The organism is Collinsella sp. AM40-7AC (assembly GCF_003468125.1).
GTDB lineage: Bacteria > Actinomycetota > Coriobacteriia > Coriobacteriales > Coriobacteriaceae > Collinsella > Collinsella aerofaciens_O.
This window is the reverse complement of sequence record NZ_QSGK01000002.1, coordinates 77,723-98,409: the sequence shown is the minus strand read 5'-3', so window position 1 is coordinate 98,409 and position 20,687 is coordinate 77,723. Positions and strand designations below refer to the sequence as shown.

Here is a 20,687-nt window from a genome sequence, read left to right as displayed (position 1 = left end):
TTTCAAAAGCGTCCCCTTCATTTGCGAAAACGTCCACGCCTGGCCCAATTGTGTGCCTTGGCTAACACGCCCATGATAAGTTTCTTACGGTTAACTCTCAAGCCGTTAGAAAGGAATCTCATGGCAAAGGGATCGAAAAAGGAAGGTGGCGGCATCGGCGAGCTGCTTGCATATGCTGGTGACCGTAAATTCCTAACGTATTTGGGCATGGCCCTCTCGGCGTTCTCGCAGCTGTTGAGCTTTGGCCCGTACGTGTGCATCTGGCTTGTTGCGCGAGACCTGATCGCTGTGGCGCCTAACTGGAGCGAGGCCGCCGACATCGCGATGTATGGTTGGTGGGCTGTGGGTTTTGCCCTGGCAAGCATCGTGGTCTATTTCGTGGGACTCATGTGCACGCACCTGTCCGCGTTTCGCTGCGCATCCAATATCCGCAAGGCTACGAGCGAGCATCTGCTTAAGCTGCCGCTCGGCTACTTTGACACGCACGCCACCGGTGAGCTGCGCCGTATCGTAGACGGATGCGCCGCCTCCACCGAAACGCTGCTCGCGCACATGCTGCCCGATATCGCCGGCGCCACTGCCATGGTCGCGGGCCTGCTTGTGCTGCTATTTGCCCTCGATTGGCGTTTGGGCGCGGCATGCTTAATCTCGGTCGTCGTTTCGTTTTGCGCCATGGCCACCATGATGAGCGGCAAGGGCGCCGAGTTTATGAAGGCCTACATGGGCGCGCTGGTCAAGATGAACAAGACCGGCACCGAATACGTGCGCGGCATCCCCGTGGTCAAGGTGTTCCAGCAGACGGTCTACTCCTTTAAGGCGTTTCACGATGCGATCGCCGAATACGCCGACATGGCGCAAAGCTATGCGGGTACGTTCTGCCGAGGCCCGCAGGTGCTCAACCTTACCGCGCTCAATGGCCTCGTGGCATTTCTTTTGCCCGTGGCGTTGCTGTTGGCGCCGGGCGAGACGGACTTCGCGCACTTTATGGTCAACTTCACGTTTTACGCGATATTTTCGGCCGTGGTACCGACGGCCATGACCAAGCTCATGTTTGTGGGCGAGGCCTCTCAGATGAGTGCCGATTCGCTGGCTCGCATTCGAAGCGTCATGGATTCCAAGCAGCTCTCCGTGCCCACGCAACCCAAGCACCCTGCCGGCGGCGACGTGCGATTTGAGGACGTGAGCTTTACGTACGAGGGTGCCGAAGCACCTGCCGTTAGCCATGTAAGTTTCAGCGTTCCCGCTGGTAGTGCCCTTGCGCTTGTGGGTCCTTCGGGCGGCGGCAAGTCAACCTGCGCAAGCCTGATTCCTCGTTTTTGGGATGTTTCCTCGGGTCGAGTGCTCGTAGGTGGTGTGGACGTTCGCGATATGGATCCGCACGAGCTTATGGACCAGGTCGCCTTCGTGTTCCAGACCAACCAGCTGTTCCGGCAAACACTTGCCGATAACGTGCGCGCTTCCAAGCCTACGGCCACTGACGACGAAGTGCGTGCGGCCCTCTCCGCAGCTCAGTGCGACGACATTGTGGCCAAGCTTCCACAGGGCATCAATACCATGCTCGGTGCCGGCGGAGCATATCTTTCGGGCGGCGAGGTCCAGCGCGTGGCACTTGCCCGCGCGATCCTTAAAGACGCGCCCATCGTGGTGCTCGATGAGGCCACGGCGTTTGCCGACCCCGAGAACGAGGCACTCATCCAGCGCGCCTTTAGCAAGCTGGCGGCGGGTCGTACGGTCATTATGATCGCGCACCGACTCTCGACTGTAGTGGGCGCAGATCAAATCGTGGTGCTCAACCAGGGTAGCGTGCAGGAGACTGGCACCCATGCCGAGTTGCTGTCCCAAGAGGGTCTGTATGCCAAGATGTGGGCCGAATACGAACAGGCCGCGAGCTGGAAGATCACTGCTGCCGCGGATGCCGCCGTCACGAAGGGAGGCGAGGCCTAAATGTTCGCCTCATTCCAAAAGAAGTATTTCCTATCCGATAAAGGCGTCGCCGGCGTAAAACGCGGCATTTTCTGGACCACGCTCACCAATCTCATCATCATGGCCGGCATGGGCTTTTTATTCCTGGTCATGTCCGGCTTTGTCGAACATCTCGCCACCGGCGCCGATCTGCCGAGTGCACTGCCTATCGTGGGCGGTCTCATTATCTTTTTTGCGCTGCTCTTTGCCTCTAACTGGCAGCAGTATTACTACACCTACTGCATCTTTTACGAGGAGTGCGGCAAGCAGCGCATGGGGATTGCCGAGCGCTTGCGCAAACTGCCGTTGTCGTTTTTCGGCCGTCGTGATCTGGCCGATCTAACCGAAACCATCATGGGCGACGTTCAGACTATGGAGCATGCCTACAGTCATGTGCTGGGAGAGCTTTGGGGTGCCATCATCGCAAGTGCCATCGTGTTCGTGGCGTCGCTGTTCTTTTGCTGGCAGCTGGCGATTGCGGCGTTTTGGAGCGTGCCCGTGGCCTTTGCCGTGCTGTATCTGACACGCGGGCCCATGACCCCGGTGTTCGACCGCGTGCGCGCCGAGAAGGTCAAGGTCACCGAGGCGATCCAGGAGACGCTCGACTGCGTGCGCGAGATCCGCGCCACCAACCAGGAGGCCCATTATCTTGAGGGGCTCAACGTCGTGATCGATGCCGAGGAGCGCGAGACCACCAAAGGCGAGCTCGCCAACGGGCTTTTGGTCAACTCCGCCTTTGCCATCCTGCGCCTGGGGATTGCCACCACGTTGGTCACGGGCGCTGCGATGGTCGCCTCCGGCCAGGTCGACTTTTTGGTGATGTTTGCCTTCCTGCTTATGGTGAGCCGCATCTATGCGCCCTTTGATCAGGCGCTGATGCTGATGTCCGAGCTGTTTGCCGCCGAGTCGTCGGCCAAGCGCATGCGTTCCATCATGGAAGAGCCCGTGGCGCGGGGCAGCGAGCAGTTTGAGCCCGTAAGCCACGATGTGGTGTTCAATCACGTGGCATTTGGCTATGGTGCGGGCGAGGACGGCCGCGCCGGCGAGAAAGTTCTTACCGATGCGAGCTTTACCGCCAAGGAAGGCGAGGTCACGGCACTGGTCGGTCCTTCGGGCTCCGGTAAGTCTACGGTGAGCCGCCTGGCCGCGCGCTTTTGGGATGCCACCGCGGGCACGGTCACCGTGGGCGGCGTGGATGTTGCGAGCGTGGATCCCGAGGTGCTGCTGCGCGACTACGCCATTGTGTTCCAAGACGTGCTGCTCTTTGACGACACGGTGATGGGAAACATCCGCCTCGGGCGTCGTGGCGCCACCGATGAGCAAGTGCTTGCGGCTGCGCGCGCCGCCAACTGCGACGAGTTTGTGAGCCGCATGCCGCAGGGCTACAACACCATGATCGGCGAGAACGGCTCCAAGCTGTCCGGCGGCGAGCGCCAGCGCATCTCCATCGCCCGTGCGCTGCTCAAAGACGCGCCTATCGTGCTGTTGGACGAGGCGACGGCGAGCTTGGATGTGGAGAACGAGACCGTGGTTCAGCAGGCGCTCTCCCGTCTGCTTGCAGGTAAGACGGTTATCGTTATTGCCCACCGTATGCGTACGGTGGAAAATGCCGACAAAATCGTTGTACTCAAGGATGGTGTGGTTGCCGAGCAGGGCACTCCGGCGCAGCTCAAGGCGGCAGGTGGAGAATTCGCCCGCATGGTGGCGCTGCAAAAGGAAGCAGCTACCTGGCAGTTGTAAGAAGGGGCAAAGGGACAGTCTCTTTGTCACATTGACAATCGGTTACTCCGCATCGTTAATTTTCAAAAGGTTAGCCATGGCTGACCTAGATAGTTAGATAAAATTGAGATATTTCAAAAGCGTGCTCGAGCAAACTTGTTTACTCGGGTGCTGAGGCACCATGCCGCGTCCAATGCGGCAAAAGGGAGAGACATCATGAAGAAGTCCACGTTCAACACCCTGCTTGTTGGTGGCGGTTTTCTGCTTGGTACGGCTGGCATCAAGCTGCTCACCAGCGCTCCGGTAAAGAACGCCTGCGTGCAGGGTATCGCGTGCGGCATGCGCATCAAGAACGGCTACCAGGACATGGTCGAGCAGGCCAAGGCTAATGTCGACGACATGGTTGCCGAGGCGGCCTACATCACCCAGAGCGAGGCCGCTGCTGACGAGGCAGCCGAGTAACGCTCCCAGGCACAAACTATGAGATTCTCGATTATTAGCGAGATCCCCGGCAGGACCCGTCTTCAATTGGCGGGTCCTGTGCCAGAGAGCGATCTCGATGCACTTCTTAAGCTCAGCGGCGATATCGACGGCGTGCACAAGGTACGCGTCTATGGCCGTATTGGCCAGTTAGCGCTCGAATATGACGAGCCGTGTCGCGATGCCGTGCTGGCCGCCGTCGGTGCGCTCGACGCTCAGGCCATTGCCGACGCAAAGACGGGTTACGTGATGCAGCTTGAGCCGCGCAAGCACAAGCTCGTTATGGATCTTGCCACGCTTGTCGGCGCCCACTATGCGCGCCGATGGTTTTTGCCCACGCCCCTGCGTGCGGTGTTTGTCGTGGCCGGTTACATGGCATTTTTGCGCGCTGCCCTTCATGAGCTGGCGCAGCCGCGCCTGACCGTTCCCGTGCTCGACGCTTCGGCCATCGGCATTTCGTTCGTCAAGCGTGATGTCGACACCGCGGGCCAGACAATGTTCCTGCTCAACGTGGGCGAGCTGCTCGAGGACTACACCCGCGCCATGAGCGAAAACGAGCTCATCAACTCGCTGCTCGATGTACCCGACAAGGCGCAAAAGGTCGTCGGCGATACCGAGGTAAGCGTTGCCGCCACCGAGCTTGAGCCCGGCGACTTGGTGGCCGTGCGCACTGGCATGTCCATTTGCATCGACGGTGTCGTCGAGCAGGGGAGCGCTATGGTCAACCAGGCGACCCTGACCGGCGAGCCGCTGGCCGTTGAGCGCAGCGTGGGCGACGACGTGTTCGCCGGTACCGTCGTGGAAGACGGCAGCATCTTGGTGCGCGTGCGCGCCAACACGGCGCAGACCAAACTGCGCTCGATCGTCTCGCTCGTGCAGACGGCCGACTCGCTCAAATCCGAGGGCCAGTCGCATATGGAGGACCTCGCCAACAAGATCGTCCCGTGGAACTTCCTGCTCGCGGGCCTGGTTGCGCTCACCACGCGCAGCCTTATCAAGACCTCGGCGGCGCTGATGGTCGACTACTCGTGCGCACTCAAGCTCACGGGTTCCGTCGCCGTCATGACCGCTATGAGCGATGCTGCCAAGATGGGCGTCATGGTCAAGGGCGCAAAGTACTTTGAGTCGTTTGCCAAGGCCGACACCATTGTGTTTGATAAGACTGGCACGCTCACCGAGGCGCAGCCGCGCCTGGCTTGCGTGCTGACGACCGACGGCTGGAGCGAGGACGAGGTCCTGCGCCTTTCCGCTTGCTTGGAGGAGCATTTCCCGCATCCGGTGGCGCGTGCCGTGGTCAACGCCGCCCTCGAGCGCGGGCTCGAGCACCGCGAGCGCCATGCCGCGGTCGAGTACATCGTGGCGCACGGCATCGCTTCGTCCATCGAGGGGCGTCGCGCCATTATCGGTTCGGCGCACTTTATATTTGAGGACGAGGGTGCGCAGCTCGAGTCCGACATCAAGGAGCAAATCGAGCTCCAGATGCAAGGCCTGTCGCCGCTGTATCTGGCGGTCGACGGCAAGGTCGTCGGCGTGCTCGGCATCGAGGATCCGCTCAAGCCCGGCGTCCGTGAGGCCATCGCCGACCTACATGCGCTGGGCGTCAAGCATGTCGTTATGCTCACGGGCGATTCGGAGCGCACGGCCGAGCGCATTGCGCGCGAGGCGGGTGTCGACGAGTTTAAGGCCGAGCTGCTGCCCGAGGACAAGTACGCCTATGTGGAGCGCATTAAGAGTGAGGGGCGCCACGTTGCCATGGTGGGCGACGGCGTCAACGATTCGCCGGCACTCGGTTTGGCCGACGTGGGGCTGGCAATGGGTGGCGGAAGCGACATCGCCAAGGAGGTCGCCGATATCATCCTGACCGACACGGATCTGGCCGCGATCGTGCGTTTGCGCCGCATGAGCCAGGGCCTCATTGATCGTCTGACGAGCTCCTACTCTAAGGTGATGCTCACCAACTCGGCGCTGTTGGCATTGGGTATTACCGGCGCGATTACCCCGCAGACGTCGTCACTGCTGCACAACGGCTCGACGATTGCCTACAGCCTGAGCAACGCGAAGGCTTGCCTGCGTTAGCAGACGTGTTCGCCCACGTTATCTGGCCTGCGCCCAGACGGCATCGGTGTCGTCCGGGCGCAGGCCTTTTGCGTTTGACCAAGTGCTAGCTTCTCTATATAGTGGTGCTAGCATGGCTAGCAATTGAAGGGGGCGGGATCGACGTGGGTGCTGTTAGCGGCATGGCGCAGGTGAACGTTCGCGTAGATCGCCAGGTCAAGAACCGTGCCGAGGAGGCGCTGCGGCTTTCGGGCGGGTCACTGCCCGAGCTCATCAAAAAGGTGGTGGCCAAGGTCGCGCAGGGTGGCGGGCAGTGCGAGGAAGTGCTTGCGGCCGTCGACGACCGGCAGCAGACCGTCGCGCCCGATACGCCGTTCGCCGCATCATGGGCGGCGGCGGATCAGCTTTACGCGGACCTGGGCATCGCTACGTCGCCCGTATCTGACGATCGCGATTGGGACGCAATCTATTCCGACGCCATGGATGAGCATTATCGCCAAAAGGGGATGATCCAGTGAGCGGGGCGCCTCTCAAGATAATGGTGGATGCCAACGTATGGGTTGATTCGTTTTGCGTCGACCATGCTGAGTCGCTTGCCGCGCGTGCGTTTATTGGGCAGGCGGCGGAGACGGGGGCATTGCTGTTCTTTCCGGTGCATATCGCCAAGGACGTGCTGTACGTTGTCCAACACGAGCTGAAGCGTAGCGTTCTTGCCAGTGGGGCAGCGCTCGACGAGGCGTCTGCCCGCGCAATTGGCGATGCGGCGTTGGCGTTTGTTCGGAACATGACCGAAAACGCCACGGCCGTGGGTGCAGATGCGTCGGACCTTTGGCTGGCCGACAAATACTTAGCGCTCCATCGCGATTACGAGGACAACTTGGTGCTCGCCGCGTGCAAGCGTGCGCAGGTCGATTACTTGGTGACAAACGATCGAAAGCTGCTCGAACATGCCGATCTTGCAGCAAAGACACCTTGTCAAATGATGCCGATTCTTGCCTTGGCCGAACGCGGCGGCGCGGCAATCGGTTGACGCGAACTGTTTGCGGGCCTCTTGGACGACGATGCGCCAAGGGGCCCGCGTCTGCTATTTACAAAAGCTCGGCCTTAATGGCGGGACTTTCTGCGAGCTGCTCGGCTGCCTTTTCGTCGGAGCTGTCGAGTGCTGCCAGACTGCGGTAGACCCACTCGTTGACCTGGGTGTTCTTGACGCCTGCGGTCTGCATGAGGGCGCCTACCTCGCGGATTGCTGCGAGCAGATCGGCTTTGGGACCCGCGAGCTCGACCTCGATACCGTGGTAGGCGGCCACGCCGCGGTTCTCACTCACGTGGTCGATAAAGCCCTCGACGGTCTCAAGCTGCTGGGCGAGAGCTGCATCATCGTCAACGTCCAGCGCGACGAGTGCGTTCGATACCGTGAGGGCGGGATGTCCGCAGGGGACAAAGCCCTCGATGACATCCATAGCTTCGGTAATGGTTGAGCCCAGGCCTGCGAGGGCATCGACGAGTTGCTGTTTGGTATCCATAACGGTCCTTTCGACGGGTCAATTTTGCTTGGCGAAAATATACGTGACGCGATCGGTAACAAAAGTGCGAAGTGCGGCGCACATTGGGGTCTTCACAGCTCGTGCATAGAACAGCTGTCCGCTTTCAGAACGTGGTAAGATAACACTCCACAAGCGGGGCTCGCCCCGTATGTTCCTTGAAAAGTCGACGGTTATCGGGTGTTTGCAGGCCCGATACCATCCAGACTTTCCCGACATTCGGGGGCGACTGGTTTCGACACGATAGCTCTGAGAGAGGAAGCAAGCCGAGGTCTCCTCGCCTCGTTAAACAGGGGTACCGTCAAATTGAATTGACAACAACTCTTCTTTTGAGCCTATGGCTCTCGCTGCTTAATTTATAGCGGCGCGTCAACCCGGTGATTTCCCCGACACCGGCGCGACGTCATCTTAGGGGAATGCTCCTGCGCACGTAATCGGTATGGCGCGGGCTAAGACCGAACCGGTTAGGACGTCGCGAGCGTGTCGCTGCGCGCAAGGCGTCCGAGACTAAACCAGCGACTGAGCTTGGAGATGCCAATCAAGGGGCTTTCGTGGACCGGAGTTCGATTCTCCGCGCCTCCACCAACTGTTCAGTAGGCGAACACATACGCGTGTTCGTCGTTAGGCGGGCGTTCGTATTGCTCGTCAGATAGAAAGAAGCCGCTCCATACGGGGCGGCTTCTTTGCGTTCTAGGCCTGCGGCATGATCTCCTGCTCGCCGTCCTCGTCCATGTACGGCATGAGGAACACGCCGCCCTGCTCGGTGGTAAGCAGCAGGTACTCGCGGTTGTGCTCGTCGCACACGATTTCCTGGCCGATGCCCTCGGGCAGGTCGTATATGGGGCCGTCCGTGCGGGCTTGCCTCACGGTCACGTCTTGCGCTCCCATGGCCTGCGACGCGCAGCTGGCGGCGGCCAGGACGATGAACAGCAGGACGACCGCCGCGAGGATGGGGCCGCACCCGCCGTTGCGCTCCTCGTCTGCGGGGCTCGGGTACGGCATGGCCTATCCCACCTTCACCAGATAGTCGTCGGCCTCTGGCTTGCCCGTTGCCTTGCCCACGGCGATGTAGCGCGTTGCGCCGCTGTAGCCCGTGTATCGGCCCCACACGTAGCCGTCGGCGATTTTGTACCAGTTATCCAGCGTCACGGTCTCGCCGCTGGAATAGTGCGCCACCTCGGTGCCGCCCAGGCCGGGGGCGTCGCGCACGCGCAGGTAGTCCACAGTGCAGCGGTAGGTGCCGCCGAAGTTCTCGGTCGTTTCCTGCTGCGCAGGCTGCGGCTGCGGGACGGCTGCGGGGGCGCTTCCAGCAGTGATGCCGAAGCATTCCAGGTAGATGCGCGCCAGCTCGTCCAGGTTGCCGTTGAACTTCTCGCGGTCGCCGTCGTTGTCGATGAAGCCGTTCTCGCACAGGCGGTAGTTGATGCCGCGCGCGGCGGCTCGGTTCGGGTTCGCGAGGTCGGAACGGCGCACCAGCTTCTCGGAGCGCCCGGGCATGAACGCCGCCAGCTTGTCGGCCAGCGCATTGTCGTACTCGTCAGGCTCAAAGCCCTCCTTGATGATGACGTGCGCGCCGTGGGCCGTGGCGATGCCGCTGGCGTCCATGTGCAGCTCCACCACTGGCGCGTCGGTGCTCAGGCGGTTAAGCCCGCCGTCGGCGTACCAGTTGCGGGACGTATCGCCCAGCTCGACCTCGGAACCGCCCAGTTCCTTGATTCGCTGGCCCAGGGCGCGAACGCGCTCGGCCTCGGTGCAGCCGCCTGCGCAGCAGCCGGGGTCGCCAGCGCCGTGGCCGCAGATGATGAACAGTTTAGCCATTGCCTACTCCTTCCCGCCTACGGTCACGCCCAGCAGGGCGTCGAGCCACTTGGATGTGATGCCTACCGACTTGAACAGCGTGTAGGCCGCCTGCACGCCGCCTACCACGGCGAAGGCGCACGTGACCCATGCGCCCGGGTCTGCGGGCACGCCGCCCACGAAGCCGGTCACGACGCCCGCCAGGAGCGAGCAGCCCAGCGCCAGGATGCGCGCGGCCTTGCCGGTCATGGCCTCGGTCTTGATCAGCTGCACCGCGAACGGCACGGCGAAAGACAGCACGATGGCTGCGATTGCTTGCATTTCTGTCATTTCGGATTCCTTTCTATCGAGCCGATTCCTTGTAGAGCAGGTCAACGCGGTCGGCGATGTGGTCGACCTTCGCCGCCATGCCCTGGCTGCGCGCCTGGCTGTTCGCCAGGTCGGCGTGCAGCACCTCATTGGAGGTCACGACGGACTCCATGAGCGCCTTCATAGCCTCCATCAGCGCGTTGCTGCGTTCCATCTGCGCGGCGATGCGGCCCTCCATCTGGCTGCGCTCGCGGTCGCGCTGCGCCCGTTCGTTCACCTCGTCTTGCTTTCGTTCTTCACGCTTGAGGTCGATGTTCGCCTTGCGCTCGTTCTGGGCCTTGAACTCTTCGAGGAACTGCTTGCCGAAGTACAGGACCACTAGGACGAGCAGTGCGCCGAAAAGCGACCCGGGGCCGTACGGCGCGAAGATTTCCAGCACGTCGGTCATTCGTTTTCTCACCTCCTCGAATCGCTGCCGCGATTGTCCGCGAGGTGTCGCCGGGCAAAAGAAAAGCGCCCCCGAAGGGGCGCTCGCTACTCCTGCGGCGCTTCCGGCTGGTCGGGCTCCATGGCTTCCAGCTCGTTGATGCGGTCGCGCCACGTCTGGCGCTGCGAGATGATCTCGGCCACCTCCTTGGCAGCTGCGGCGATGGCCGAGAGCAGGTCGGTGATGGACGATGCGGAGAAGATGCGCTCCACCGCCTTCATGACCTTGTAGTCGCTCTGCTCAAGCTGCTGTTTGTAGCCGTTGATCTCCCCGGCGATTTCCCGTTCCGTCATGGGTCGCTCCTTCCGTTGCTAGGGTAGGGGCATGTTCCCATCCGTGTCGCCTCCAGGTTTGGATTGCATTGAGCAACCCCCCCCGCGGGATTTCCGAACAGGCTGCGGTACAGCGCGTCCATGGCCCGCACGCTGCGGTGCGCGTCCAGCCGCTTCATGCCTCCGCGCCAGCTCTGGTAGCTCTGCTCCACCTGCTCGGGGGTCATGATGCCATCGGCGACCATGCGGGCCATCTTCTTGAGCTTGCGGCGCTCCCGCGTTATGGAGTCTCGGCACGGCTTCACGACTATGCGGCCCGTCTCCGTGTAGAAGATGCGCTTCTTCAGCCACGTGAACCCGCGCGTGAGCTTCACCACGCGCGTCTTGCGCGGGTTCAGCTCGATGCCCAGCTCGGCGCATTTGCCCTCTATCAGCAGCAGGCACACCTGCAAGTAGTCCTTGGACTCGTGTATCAGGTAGAAGTCGTCCATGTAGCGCCCGTAAGACTCGGGGCGCAGCATCTCGGTCACGTAGTGGTCGATGCGATTGGGGTGGGCCACGGCGCATATCTGGTTCGGCTCGCTGCCAAGCCCCAGGCCCACATCGCCCTGCGCGTCTATCAGGCGGTGCTCCAAGGCGACCACGCGCGGATCTAGCAGCGCGGAGGCCACCTGGTCTTTGACGGGTCGGTGCGCTATGCGCGCGAAGTAGTCGGAGAAGTCGCCCAGGAGGATGTAGCCCTCGCGGCCGTGCCGCCTCCAGTGGTCGGCCAGGTGGCGCTTGAGCAGCTTCAGGGCGTAGTCGGTGCCGCGCCCCTTGATGTTCGCGGAGTTCGCGGCTATGAGGGTGGGCACGATCGCGGGCACGAGCGCGTTCTGCGACAGCGACTTCTGCACCACGCGCTCGGGGAAGTGCACGGCGCTGATATGCCTCAGCTTGCCGCGCTCCCATAGGTCGAACCGTATGAAGCCCCGGCATATGTCGCGGCCCTCCAAAAGGTCGCGGCGGGACAGGACGGCGTTGCGCAGGTAGCTTCTCATGTACCTCTGCGTGGACGACTTCCACATGACGCCCCGCGCGGCCTGCTTTGAAGCCTTGCACAGGCTGTTGAGGTCGGCCACGGTCTCAAGCGTGCACGCCTTGACGCGCTCGGCCTTTGCCTTGGCCCGCTTCTCCTCGCGGCGCTTGCGGCGTGCGGCCCTTCTTTGCTCTGAGTTCATAGAGAGCACCCCGCACGGCTTGCAATGTGGCTCTGGCAGCCGCTTGAGGTATGGCCATGAAACGCGGCGAAGCCACGGAGCGCCGCGCCATGCAAGCAGCGTCCGGCCACCCTCGCGGGGTGCGTATTTACGGGCGCATGCCCGATGGTCGCGCCTTCCTTCCTCTCCGCGCTCTGCTTTCGGCCCTGGGGCCTACTCGGTCTGGCAGTAAGGGAATCCGGGGCGGGGGCGAACCCAGACGTTCGTCGCCGAATTGTAGTTGGCATTGCCGTTGTTGTTGACGTAGCACACGTTGGACGAGGAGCCACCCATGACGGAACGCAACCACCAATTGTACCGATAAACAAGGCGCGACCGCCGCCCATTATAGCGAACGCAGGCGCTCTAGCTCGGCCTCGGCCTCGGCTATGCGCTCCTCGGTGGACTTCTTGCCCGTCACGCGCACGTTCTTGCGTGCGCCCTTCAGCAGCCTGATCTCCTCCTCGACCATGGCCGCCAGCTCCTCGAAGCGGTTGGCGTTCACCGGCAGGCCGATATCCATGAGGCACTGCATGTCCAGCATCAGCTGCTCGCAGTCCGCTATGGCCAGCGTCAGGTAGCGTTTCCTCTCCAGCGCGTTGAACGAGCTGTTGGGATAGAAGCAGTCGGCGCGGTTGACGTTGTACACGATGCTGCGCGCCGTCTCCACGGTCGGCACCGCGTTCAGCAGACGGTAGGCCTTCGGAACCACGGAGGAGGACGCCATCAGCTTGTTGACCTCCACGCGGATGGCGATGGCCTGTGTGAAGAACTTGTACTCGGACACCTCGCGGTTGCGCTGGTAGACGCCGCTCACGTGCACCTCCTGGGGAAACTGGCGGAAAAAAACGGCCCGCTTCGCGGGCGAGAGGCGACCGCGCAAGGCGGTCGCCTAAAAGCAGAGTATAGAGCACTCGGCTGGCTAGCCGACGAGGAAGCCGGGGCGGGGGCGAACCCAGACGTACGTCGCCGAAGTGTAGCTGGCATAGCCGGAGTGGGCGACGTAGCACACGTCGGACGAGGAGCCACCCATGACGGAACGCAACCACCAATTGTACCGAGTTCCGTTGATTCGGTGCGCGGTGTCCCTGAACAGGTCCCACTGGCAGTCAAAGCCGACGCTGTAGCCCTTGGTGCCCCACACTGGGCAGCCGTACACCTCCATCTCGGACAGCGAGAACACCTTGCCGATATCCTGCCAGCTCCACGAGTTGGAGTCGTTGAGCGCGCCGCTGGCGCTGTAACGCTCCTCAAGCAGGACGCGCTGGGTCAGCAGGTACTTGGTCAGGCTCTCGGGCAGGCACGCCTCGAAGGCCGTCTCCCACGCCTTGAGGTTGCTGTTGGGGTAGGGGCATTTCTGGTCGGCGGTGCCCTGGTTCGTGTTGGTCGTGTTCCACATCAGGAAGCTGTCGTTGGCAACGCCGGTCACGGTCTTGGCCACGGCGATGGGCGCGGAGGCCACGAAGGCGATGTGGTGGCCTTTGGAGCTGTCGCCGCAGCAGTAGTACGGGTCGAAGTGCGCCAGGAGGAAGCGCACGGACTGCTGGGCCGCCACGCCCGACGCGCTTACCAGCGGCACGTCGATGTAGTCTCCCACGCGCAGGCCCGCGAAGTTGCCGTTGGCGGCTCGCTTGTGCAGCGCGTCGTGCACGCTGCCGCTGCCGATCTCTCCCGCCAGGATGGTGGCGATGTTCTGCCCGCCGTACTTGCCGATTTGGCCCTGGCGGTTGTACTCGGCGTTGTTGAGCGCCGTCTGCGCGTTGCTGCGCGCGGTATAGTCGATGACCTCGTAGCCGATGCCGCCCACCGACAGGGTTTTCGCTTGTGCCATTTCGTTGCCTTTCTACTTGAGGTTGAGGGTTGTGCCGGACGCCGTGCAGGTGCTCCCGAACGTGATGGTGCTGCCAGATGCACTGGCCTTGGAGGCGGGGCAGTACACGGTGCCGTCGTCGTAGATGAACGCGTCCGTGGCGTCGGCCAGCTTGCCGTACAGGTCGGCTATCTGCTGCTTCTGCTTGGCCATGTCCGAGCTGCCCGCGCTGCCCTGCGCCACGCTGTTGGCTATCTGCAGGGCGATGTTTGCCGCCGCGTCGGCGTTCGAGGCCGCGCCGTTTGCCGCAGCCGTGGCGGCTTGCGAGGCCGTCTTCAGCTGCGACGCCTCGGTCACGCGGTCGCTTTCCGCCGCGGCTCGCTTCTTCTCGGCCTCTGCGCGCTTGGTTTCGGCGGTCTGGCGCGCCTTCTCGTTCGTGGCGCGCTGGTTTTCCGCGCTCGCGCGGGAAGCCTCGGCCTTCTGCATCTGCGCGTTCAGCGCGCTCACGTCGGCTAGCTGCCCTTCGAGGTTCGCGATGATCGCCTCCACCGCATCGACGTACGGGCCGGATATCTCGCCCGACGCGCTCGCCGAGGGCAGCACGTTCACCAGGACGTTCTCGGTGGTGGCGTCCAGCCCTGCCGCGTTCCGCACGCGCACGTAGCACACCTTGAGCAGCCCGGCCACGCCGAAGACGGCGGGGTCGACCGTCACGGTGGCCACGTTGTCGCTGATGCCAGTGAACTGCTGCTCCACGTAGGTGTGGTCGGGCTTCGCAGCCATGAGGTGCACCTTGCAGCCCGTCAGGGCCGCCTTCTTGTCGCCGTCGTAGATGGCGGCCTTCAGGACCTCGGCGCTGTCGCCCTGGTGCACGGTGATGACGGGCGGCGCTATGTTGGTCTTCTTGAGGTTGAGCGTAAGCTCGTGCGTTGCCATGCCTCATTCCTTTCCTTCGGCCGCAAGTGTCCGCGATATGTCGCCGGGCTGCGCTCTGTGGACCCCGCATATCTCCTCGTCGGTGAGCGCCGAGAAGTCCACGGCGTTAGCCTCGCCGCCTTCCGCGTCCATGACGGCCACGGGGCTGGACACGAGCGTGAAGCCGCCCTTGCCGTCGAACTCGAACACGTCTTCCGATTCCACGATGGCCCGCGCCGTGGCCGGGTCGCTGATGCACTCGAACACCGGAAACGCCTCGGGCGGCTTCGGCGCGCCGTCGAGCGCCTGCGGCGCTTCGGGCTGCTGCACAAGGTGGTAGAACATTCCGTTTCCTCTCTCGCTGGTCTAGTTTCCCGTGATGTTGCTCATGCCGGTGATGATTCCGTTCACCACGTTGATAGTGCCCCACGTCCAGTTGTTGCCGTTGTTGGTGATGCACCCGATGAACTGCGTGGAGCCCGTGTACCCGTAGGTGCCGCCGCTGCTCGGATTGGTTCCTATGGCGAACTTCGGGGCGAGTATCCTGGCGGTGCCCGACGACCCAATGTCTGCGCGGCTGCTATCCAGGTACACGTAGTTGTTGGAGTTCTCCTGCAGCTTCACGTACGCCGAGCCGCCCGCGTTGCTGTTGCCGCTCCTCATGTACAGCTGCTCGTCGGGATGGCTCATGTAGCCCGCGTAGTAGGGGGTCGTCAGCCACGTCTGGCGGTAGTAGCGGTTGACTGCCAGGAAGCCGTAGCCGCAGGTGGACATGCCCACGCCGTCGGTCGAGCTCGCCGTGGGGCTGTCCTTCGCGTGGACGGCCTCGATGGTGCAGTACTCGGTCGAGCCGTTCACGAACGACGCTCCCGGGTGGTTGTTCGTCGTCGTGCCGGTGGTGATGTAGTTGGTTGACGACGTGCCGACCATGTTGCAGCGGAACATGGAGGTGCTGCCCACCAGCACGGTGCCCGCGATGATGGAGCCGTTCTTGTCGTATATCTGGAAGCCGTTGGTGGCGTTGATATAGACCCTGTTGCCGTTGCTGTCGGTCATGAAGATGGAGCCGTCGCGCAGGTAGAAGGCCCCGCTGTCGAGGTCCCAGTACGAGTTCCCGCCTTTGATGCGGCCCGTGGTCAGCTCGTCGGCGGTCACGCCGTCGCCGGTTATGGCCGTGCGCCACTTCCACGCGCCGCTGGAATACTTGGAGTTGGCCACGCCGATGATTCCGCCGCCTATCTTGACGCACTTGGTGGCGCTCTCGGGCTTTTTGTCGTACACCAGGATGCCTTGGCCGGGCTCCTCGTACACCCAGCCACCCGTGGTGTTCACCTCGCTGTTGAGCATGTCAACGATCTTCTTGCGGATATCCGTCGGCAGCTGGTCGAGCTGTTTCTGCAGCCCATCCACCTCGCCCTCGGCGCTCGTCAGCCGTTCGTCCAACTTGCCCGTGACGCCTTCCAGGTACTCCTTGTTGGCCTCGTCTATCTGCTTGAGCACGCTCTCGCTTTGCTCTATCGACGTGTCGGTGTACAGGCGCAGCACCTCGTCCAGGGCCAGGTTGCCGTCGTCGGAGTACTTCTTCAGCGCCTCCTCCAGCGTGGTGTCCCCGTTGTCGGCGTACTCCTTGAGGGCCTTGTCCAGCTCGTCCCTTATCTGGTCGGTGTAGTCCTGGGCGGCGCCGCCGACCTCCTTGGCGTACGCCTTCTGGCGCTCCTCGGCGGCCGCCAGGCTCTCGCCCCATTTGCCGGTCGATGCCTTGTTCGAGGCGTTCACGGCCTCGGTCACGGTCGCCCGGATGGTCGAGGCGGTGGACTTGGCGGCCGACTTCTGCGCGGCCATCAGCTCGGCGACCGTCTGGTAGTTGCCGAACGTGTAGGTGACCTCGCCGGGGCGCAGCTGGTCCTCCACCACCTTGGTGATGCGCGTGCGCACGCGCAGCGGCGGGTCGTACACCTTGTCCACCACGGTCACCAGGTCGCCCTCGTCCGCGCCCTCGAAGCCCTCGCCGGCGCGCGCAAGCGCCACGGCGTCCACAGTGTAGGACACGGTGGGCACGCACGACTTCGCCAGCTGCGCCTCGGTGAGCTTCTTCAGCTCGGCGGCGTCCTCGCAGTCGGAGAACTCCACGTCGCCGAACACGTGCGCCTTGCCGCCCTTGCCGTCGGGCCGTCCCCAGCGCGCCAGCGCGTCGGCCGACCCCACCCAGTTCTGCCCGCCGTTCACGCCGCCGAAGGTCAGCTTGCGATCGTAGCCGCCCGTCAGGTTGCCGTCCTCGTCGGCGGTCTGCAGGGACTTGCCGTAGCCGTACAGGGCGGTACACACGTTGCCCTCGTCCACGCTGCGCTTGACGCTCACGAGGTCCTTGGCGTAGGTGAAACGCTTGCCGTTGTCCTCGCCGACCTGCTTGGCCATGCACACGCGGCGTGCGGTCACCTTGGTGCCGCTCACCTGGATTTCGAACGACAGCTCGCCGCCCCAAGTGTCTGCCACGTCGTGGATGGCCGCCCATGCGTTGGTGTGGTAGAAGTTCGTGCCGGCCTGCCCGAGGTCGGCCACGGTTCCGACCTGCCAGCGCGAGGAGGACAGCGCCGAGGCCAGCGCGGCGTAGGCGCTCACGTCGTAGGGGCGCTTGTCCTCCAGGTAGTCGCCCAGGAGCTCGATTTGCGCCGAGGTCGGGCAGTAGTACGTGTAGAGGATGCCCGCGCTTGCGCGCTCCTCCTCCACGCCGTCCACGATGTTCTCGTGCCAGCGGCCCTTGAGGTCGCGCCACACCAGGCGGTCGCCCTTGTCCAGGCGCGCCAGCGTTGTGATGCTCAGGGCGTTCTCGCCGTTGACCTCGCGCGTGTCCTCGCACTCGAACAGCGTCTTGATGGGTCCCTTGTACGCCTCCCAGCGGTCGCATGCCCACAGAATCATCAGCCCACGTACCTTTCCGTCCACTGTACCGTCGCGGTGCCGCTGGACAGCTTGAGGCTGTTGGCCCCCGGCTCCAGCGGGAAGAAGTCACTCTCGAAGGTCACGGGCGCGGGGCTGCCGTCCACCGTGGCCTGCGGGGCGGCCATGTCGATGACCACCGCGCTCGATGCCGTCACCGCCTTGTCGATCTGCACGAACTCGCCCGTGCCCATGTTCGTCAGCCGCAGCGCCGACGTGCTGCCGCCGGGCCTGACGGTCACGGTGGGGTAGGTGCGGAACGTCCCGCCCACCTGCACGCCCGAGGTGCCCGACACGGTTGCGCGCCCCTCGGCCCCGTAGGCCACGGGGTCGTATGCCGTGAACGTCAGCGTGGCCTCGCCGGTGTGCCACAACGTGTCGAGCGCGCCCGGCGAGGTCAGCACGGCCATGTAGCGCAGGCCCAGGTGCCTCTCGTCGTCCAGCCACAGCTCGGCCTCCTTGAGGCATAGCAGGCGCGAGGCCATGAGGCGGCGAAGGGCCGCCATATCGTCGGCGGGGCGTGCCCTCCAGGCCGCCGCCACGTCTATCGTCAGGGGTTTCAGCTCTGCGCGCATGAAGCGCGAGCCGGGCTGCCCGGGCACGTCGCGCGTGGCGATTTCGTACTCGGGCAGCAGCGAGCGGGTCACGAGCCGGGTGTCGAACCACGGCGCGAAGTCGAAGCCGTTGTATATCATGCGAAGCACTCCTGCCGTTTGATTTCCTTGGCTATCTGGCGGGAGATTTTCTCGATGTCGGCCTCCTCCCGCACGGTCGCGTACAGGTTGATTGTCACGTTCGTGTCGCCATGGGCCGCGCCGCCCTTGCCGTCGAGCAGCTTGGCGATGCCCTCGGCCAGCGGGCGCGCGCCGCGCTCGTTGAACGGCACCACGCCCTCGGGGCCCGCCTCGCCGACGCCGATGACGCTGGGGCCGTTGAACACGCCGCCCTTGGCGTACCAGTCGATGCCGAAATGCGGCACGCTCGGCGGGTTGATGCTGAACCCGCCCGAGATGGACAGGTGGGGCAGCTTCAGGTGGGGCAGAGACCACGAGAAGTTGAAGAACCCCTTGATGGAGTCGATTACGTTTCGCACGGTGTCGCGGGCGCTGTTTATCGGCGTCTCGATGGCGCTCTTGATGGAGTTCCATATGCCGGCCACGGTGTCGCGGGCGGCGTTGAACACGCTGGAGATGGTGTCGCGGATGCCGTTGACGATGCCGGATATGGTCGAGCTGATGCCGTTCCACACGTTCGACGCCGTGGTGCTCACGGCACCCCAAACGGAGTCCCACACGGCCTGTATCGCCGACAGCACCGCCGATATGGTGGAGCTGATGGCGTCGATGGCCGCGCCTATCGCCGAGGTGATGGCATCCCATACGCCGGAAGCGGTTAAGCTGACGGCACCCCACACCGTGTCCCACACGCCCTGAATCACCTCAAGGGCCGCGCTTATCACGTCGCTCACGTATTGGATGTACGTGCCGACCGCGCCGCATATGAGGTCCCACGCCGCCGTGAGCACGCCGCCGAAGTTCTCCCAGACGAAGTTCCAGGGTATGAGCAGCGTCTCGATGGCTAGGTTGAGTATTTCCGCGAGCAGCATCACGGCCACCTGCACAACGTTGCAGATGCCGTCCCACACGCCCGCGAGCGTCTCGCCCAGCCCGGAGAAGAACGCGCCTATCGACTCGGCGATCCCGCCGGCAACGCCGACGGCCACCTGGAACGCGGCGCACACGGCATCCCACACGGCGGTCACCGCGTCGCGGAACTCCTCGCAGTTGTTCCACAGCAGCACCACGGCGGCGATGATGGCCGCTATGGCCGCTATCACGGGGTGCGCGGCTATGAGCCCCAGCGCGCCGGTGCCCAGCTTGCCGACCACCTGGAAGGCCGCTCCGATTTTCGGCACGGTGTCCACGACGGTGCCGAGCGTCGACAGCACGGGGCCTATGGCGGCCGCTATCGTGGCGATCGCCAGCACGGCGGTCTGGCCGCCCTCGCCGATGCCGGCGAACCACTCGGAGAACGACTTGACGACGCCCGCCACGTTGGTGGCGATGTTGAGCAGCGGCTCGCCAAGCGGCTCGATGGAGCCCTGCAGCTCGCGCATGGCCTCCTGCGATTTCACGGCGAAGCTGTCGGAGGCGGCCTCCTGGGCCTGCTGCGCAGCGCCCGCCACGTCGCCGAAGCTGTCCTGCACGCCCGCCAGGGACTCGATCATGCCCATGGCATTGTCCTCGCCCAGCGAGGACCACAGGGTGGAGGCCAGCGCGGCCTTGTCGTACTCGTTTGGCATCTGCGTGAGGTCGCCCAGCACCGCCTGCAGCATGTCCACGGCGGTGGCGCTGCCGTTCTTGAAGTTCTCGAAGACCTCCTGCGTGCCCTCGCTGAACGAGCCGATGGATTCCTCCATGCGGCCGTCGGACAGCGCCGTCAGGAACTCGTTGAGGTAGTCGCCCACCTTGTCCAGGTTGTACGCGCCGTTGGACGTGCCCGCTTCTAGCAGCGAGAAGTACTCGCTGGCGCTCATTCCCGCCTCGCCCCATCGCACGGAGTATTCGCTCAGGTTGTCGCCCAGCTCGTCGGTGTAGTTCAGGCCGCGCTGCATGCCCGCCGTCAGCAGGTCGCTGGCCTCGGTGGCGGACAGCCCGAAGCCCTCCATGAGGGCGTTGGTGCCGCGTATGGACTCGTTCACGTCTGCGCCGAAGGTGTCCGACAGCATGAGTGCGTTGGTGGTGACGGTCTGCAGGTCCTCGTCGGACACGTCGCGAAGGGTGGACTTGCACTGGATCAGCGCATCGTTGACCTCGTCCAGGGACTGGCCCCAGCCACCCTCGTATATGCGCTTGCCTATGCCGCTGAAACGCTCGGCCTCCTCGCCGGACACGCCGAACGCGGCGGCTATGCGGGCGTTGGCCTGCTCGTAGTCGCTGGCCACGCCGAATACGGCCTTGCCGGCGGCCACCACGGGCGCGGTCAGCGTCACCGTGGCGGCCATGCCGGCCTTCTTGAACGAGGACGACAGCTTCGCGGCCTTCTCGTCGCCCTCGGTTATGTTCTTCCAGGAGATGCCCTGGAGGTCGCGCTCCAGGGCCTTGATGTTCTTGGATACGTCAACGGTGTCGAGCACCGCTTTGATGATAACGTTGCCGTCCATGC

The 20,687-nt window shown here is 63.6% G+C and carries 20 protein-coding genes, 1 other RNA gene and 1 pseudogene; 7 read left to right on the top strand and 15 right to left on the bottom strand.

The window, feature by feature from the left end:
* Window positions 1-120 precede the first annotated feature (120 nt).
* From DW892_RS02220 to DW892_RS02195, 6 genes are all read left to right on the top strand, one after another.
* Entirely contained in the window at window positions 121-1,944 is a 1,824-nt protein-coding gene (locus DW892_RS02220) for an ABC transporter ATP-binding protein (RefSeq protein ID WP_187364965.1), read from the top strand.
* The gene (locus DW892_RS02215) at window positions 1,945-3,702 is read left to right on the top strand and encodes an ABC transporter ATP-binding protein (protein ID WP_117765372.1); all 1,758 of its coding nucleotides are present in this window, start codon (window positions 1,945-1,947) and stop codon (window positions 3,700-3,702) included.
* 195 nt (window positions 3,703-3,897) lie between these two features.
* Entirely contained in the window at window positions 3,898-4,143 is a 246-nt protein-coding gene (locus DW892_RS02210; RefSeq protein ID WP_055250999.1) for a DUF6110 family protein, read from the top strand.
* A gap of 78 nt (window positions 4,144-4,221) precedes the next feature.
* Complete coding sequence (locus DW892_RS02205) at window positions 4,222-6,237, top strand: heavy metal translocating P-type ATPase (protein WP_233546767.1); 2,016 nt, start codon at window positions 4,222-4,224, stop codon at window positions 6,235-6,237.
* Between the two features lie 143 nt (window positions 6,238-6,380).
* Window positions 6,381-6,734: a hypothetical protein gene (locus DW892_RS02200; protein WP_147349831.1), complete on the top strand. Its 354-nt coding sequence runs from the start codon at window positions 6,381-6,383 to the stop codon at window positions 6,732-6,734.
* The gene (locus DW892_RS02195) at window positions 6,731-7,246 is read left to right on the top strand and encodes a PIN domain-containing protein (RefSeq protein ID WP_147349830.1); all 516 of its coding nucleotides are present in this window, start codon (window positions 6,731-6,733) and stop codon (window positions 7,244-7,246) included. The genes DW892_RS02200 and DW892_RS02195 overlap by 4 nt, the downstream gene beginning before the upstream one ends.
* A 58-nt stretch (window positions 7,247-7,304) precedes the next feature.
* Here the strand turns inward: DW892_RS02195 and DW892_RS02190 are convergent, their stop codons facing one another.
* A complete protein-coding gene (locus DW892_RS02190) occupies window positions 7,305-7,739 on the bottom strand; it encodes a hypothetical protein (protein ID WP_117765365.1) in 435 nt (144 codons plus the stop codon).
* A gap of 239 nt (window positions 7,740-7,978) precedes the next feature.
* On the opposite strand from DW892_RS02190, the gene ssrA reads away from it, so the two are divergent.
* Window positions 7,979-8,342, top strand: a transfer-messenger RNA (tmRNA) gene (gene ssrA, locus DW892_RS02185).
* A gap of 105 nt (window positions 8,343-8,447) precedes the next feature.
* On the opposite strand, the gene DW892_RS02180 is transcribed toward ssrA, so the two are convergent.
* From DW892_RS02180 to DW892_RS02120, 14 genes and pseudogenes are all read right to left on the bottom strand, one after another.
* Complete coding sequence (locus DW892_RS02180; RefSeq protein ID WP_117637894.1) at window positions 8,448-8,759, bottom strand: hypothetical protein; 312 nt, start codon at window positions 8,757-8,759, stop codon at window positions 8,448-8,450.
* A gap of 3 nt (window positions 8,760-8,762) precedes the next feature.
* The gene (locus DW892_RS02175; protein WP_117765363.1) at window positions 8,763-9,575 is read right to left on the bottom strand and encodes an N-acetylmuramoyl-L-alanine amidase; all 813 of its coding nucleotides are present in this window, start codon (window positions 9,573-9,575) and stop codon (window positions 8,763-8,765) included.
* Between the two features lie 3 nt (window positions 9,576-9,578).
* Entirely contained in the window at window positions 9,579-9,884 is a 306-nt protein-coding gene (locus DW892_RS02170; protein ID WP_117637892.1) for a hypothetical protein, read from the bottom strand.
* Window positions 9,885-9,897: 13 nt separating this feature from the next.
* Window positions 9,898-10,311, bottom strand: a complete 414-nt coding sequence (locus DW892_RS02165; RefSeq protein WP_117765361.1) for a hypothetical protein — start codon at window positions 10,309-10,311, stop codon at window positions 9,898-9,900.
* 86 nt (window positions 10,312-10,397) lie between these two features.
* Window positions 10,398-10,643, bottom strand: a complete 246-nt coding sequence (locus DW892_RS02160) for a hypothetical protein (protein WP_117765359.1) — start codon at window positions 10,641-10,643, stop codon at window positions 10,398-10,400.
* A complete protein-coding gene (locus tag DW892_RS02155; protein WP_233546764.1) occupies window positions 10,640-11,842 on the bottom strand; it encodes an RNA-directed DNA polymerase in 1,203 nt (400 codons plus the stop codon). The genes DW892_RS02160 and DW892_RS02155 overlap by 4 nt, the downstream gene beginning before the upstream one ends.
* 192 nt (window positions 11,843-12,034) lie before the next feature.
* Window positions 12,035-12,172: pseudogene (locus tag DW892_RS10550) on the bottom strand (DUF6273 domain-containing protein); the annotation flags it as partial.
* 34 nt (window positions 12,173-12,206) lie between these two features.
* The gene (locus tag DW892_RS02150; protein WP_229065309.1) at window positions 12,207-12,677 is read right to left on the bottom strand and encodes a hypothetical protein; all 471 of its coding nucleotides are present in this window, start codon (window positions 12,675-12,677) and stop codon (window positions 12,207-12,209) included.
* Between the two features lie 105 nt (window positions 12,678-12,782).
* Window positions 12,783-13,691 (bottom strand): DUF6273 domain-containing protein, encoded by a 909-nt coding sequence (locus DW892_RS02145; protein WP_117765357.1) that lies wholly within the window; start codon window positions 13,689-13,691, stop codon window positions 12,783-12,785.
* A gap of 12 nt (window positions 13,692-13,703) precedes the next feature.
* Window positions 13,704-14,606 carry a BppU family phage baseplate upper protein gene (locus DW892_RS02140; protein WP_117765355.1) on the bottom strand — a complete coding sequence of 301 codons (903 nt, stop codon included), beginning with the start codon at window positions 14,604-14,606 and terminating at the stop codon, window positions 13,704-13,706.
* A 3-nt stretch (window positions 14,607-14,609) separates the two neighbouring features.
* Window positions 14,610-14,930, bottom strand: a complete 321-nt coding sequence (locus tag DW892_RS02135; protein ID WP_117765353.1) for a hypothetical protein — start codon at window positions 14,928-14,930, stop codon at window positions 14,610-14,612.
* Window positions 14,931-14,951: 21 nt separating this feature from the next.
* Entirely contained in the window at window positions 14,952-17,504 is a 2,553-nt protein-coding gene (locus tag DW892_RS02130; RefSeq protein ID WP_117765351.1) for a phage tail spike protein, read from the bottom strand.
* Complete coding sequence (locus tag DW892_RS02125) at window positions 17,504-18,217, bottom strand: distal tail protein Dit (protein WP_117637885.1); 714 nt, start codon at window positions 18,215-18,217, stop codon at window positions 17,504-17,506. Before DW892_RS02125 ends, DW892_RS02130 begins: the two co-directional genes overlap by 1 nt.
* The gene (locus tag DW892_RS02120) at window positions 18,214-20,685 is read right to left on the bottom strand and encodes a phage tail tape measure protein (RefSeq protein WP_117765349.1); all 2,472 of its coding nucleotides are present in this window, start codon (window positions 20,683-20,685) and stop codon (window positions 18,214-18,216) included. The genes DW892_RS02125 and DW892_RS02120 overlap by 4 nt, the downstream gene beginning before the upstream one ends.
* Window positions 20,686-20,687: the final 2 nt, after the last annotated feature.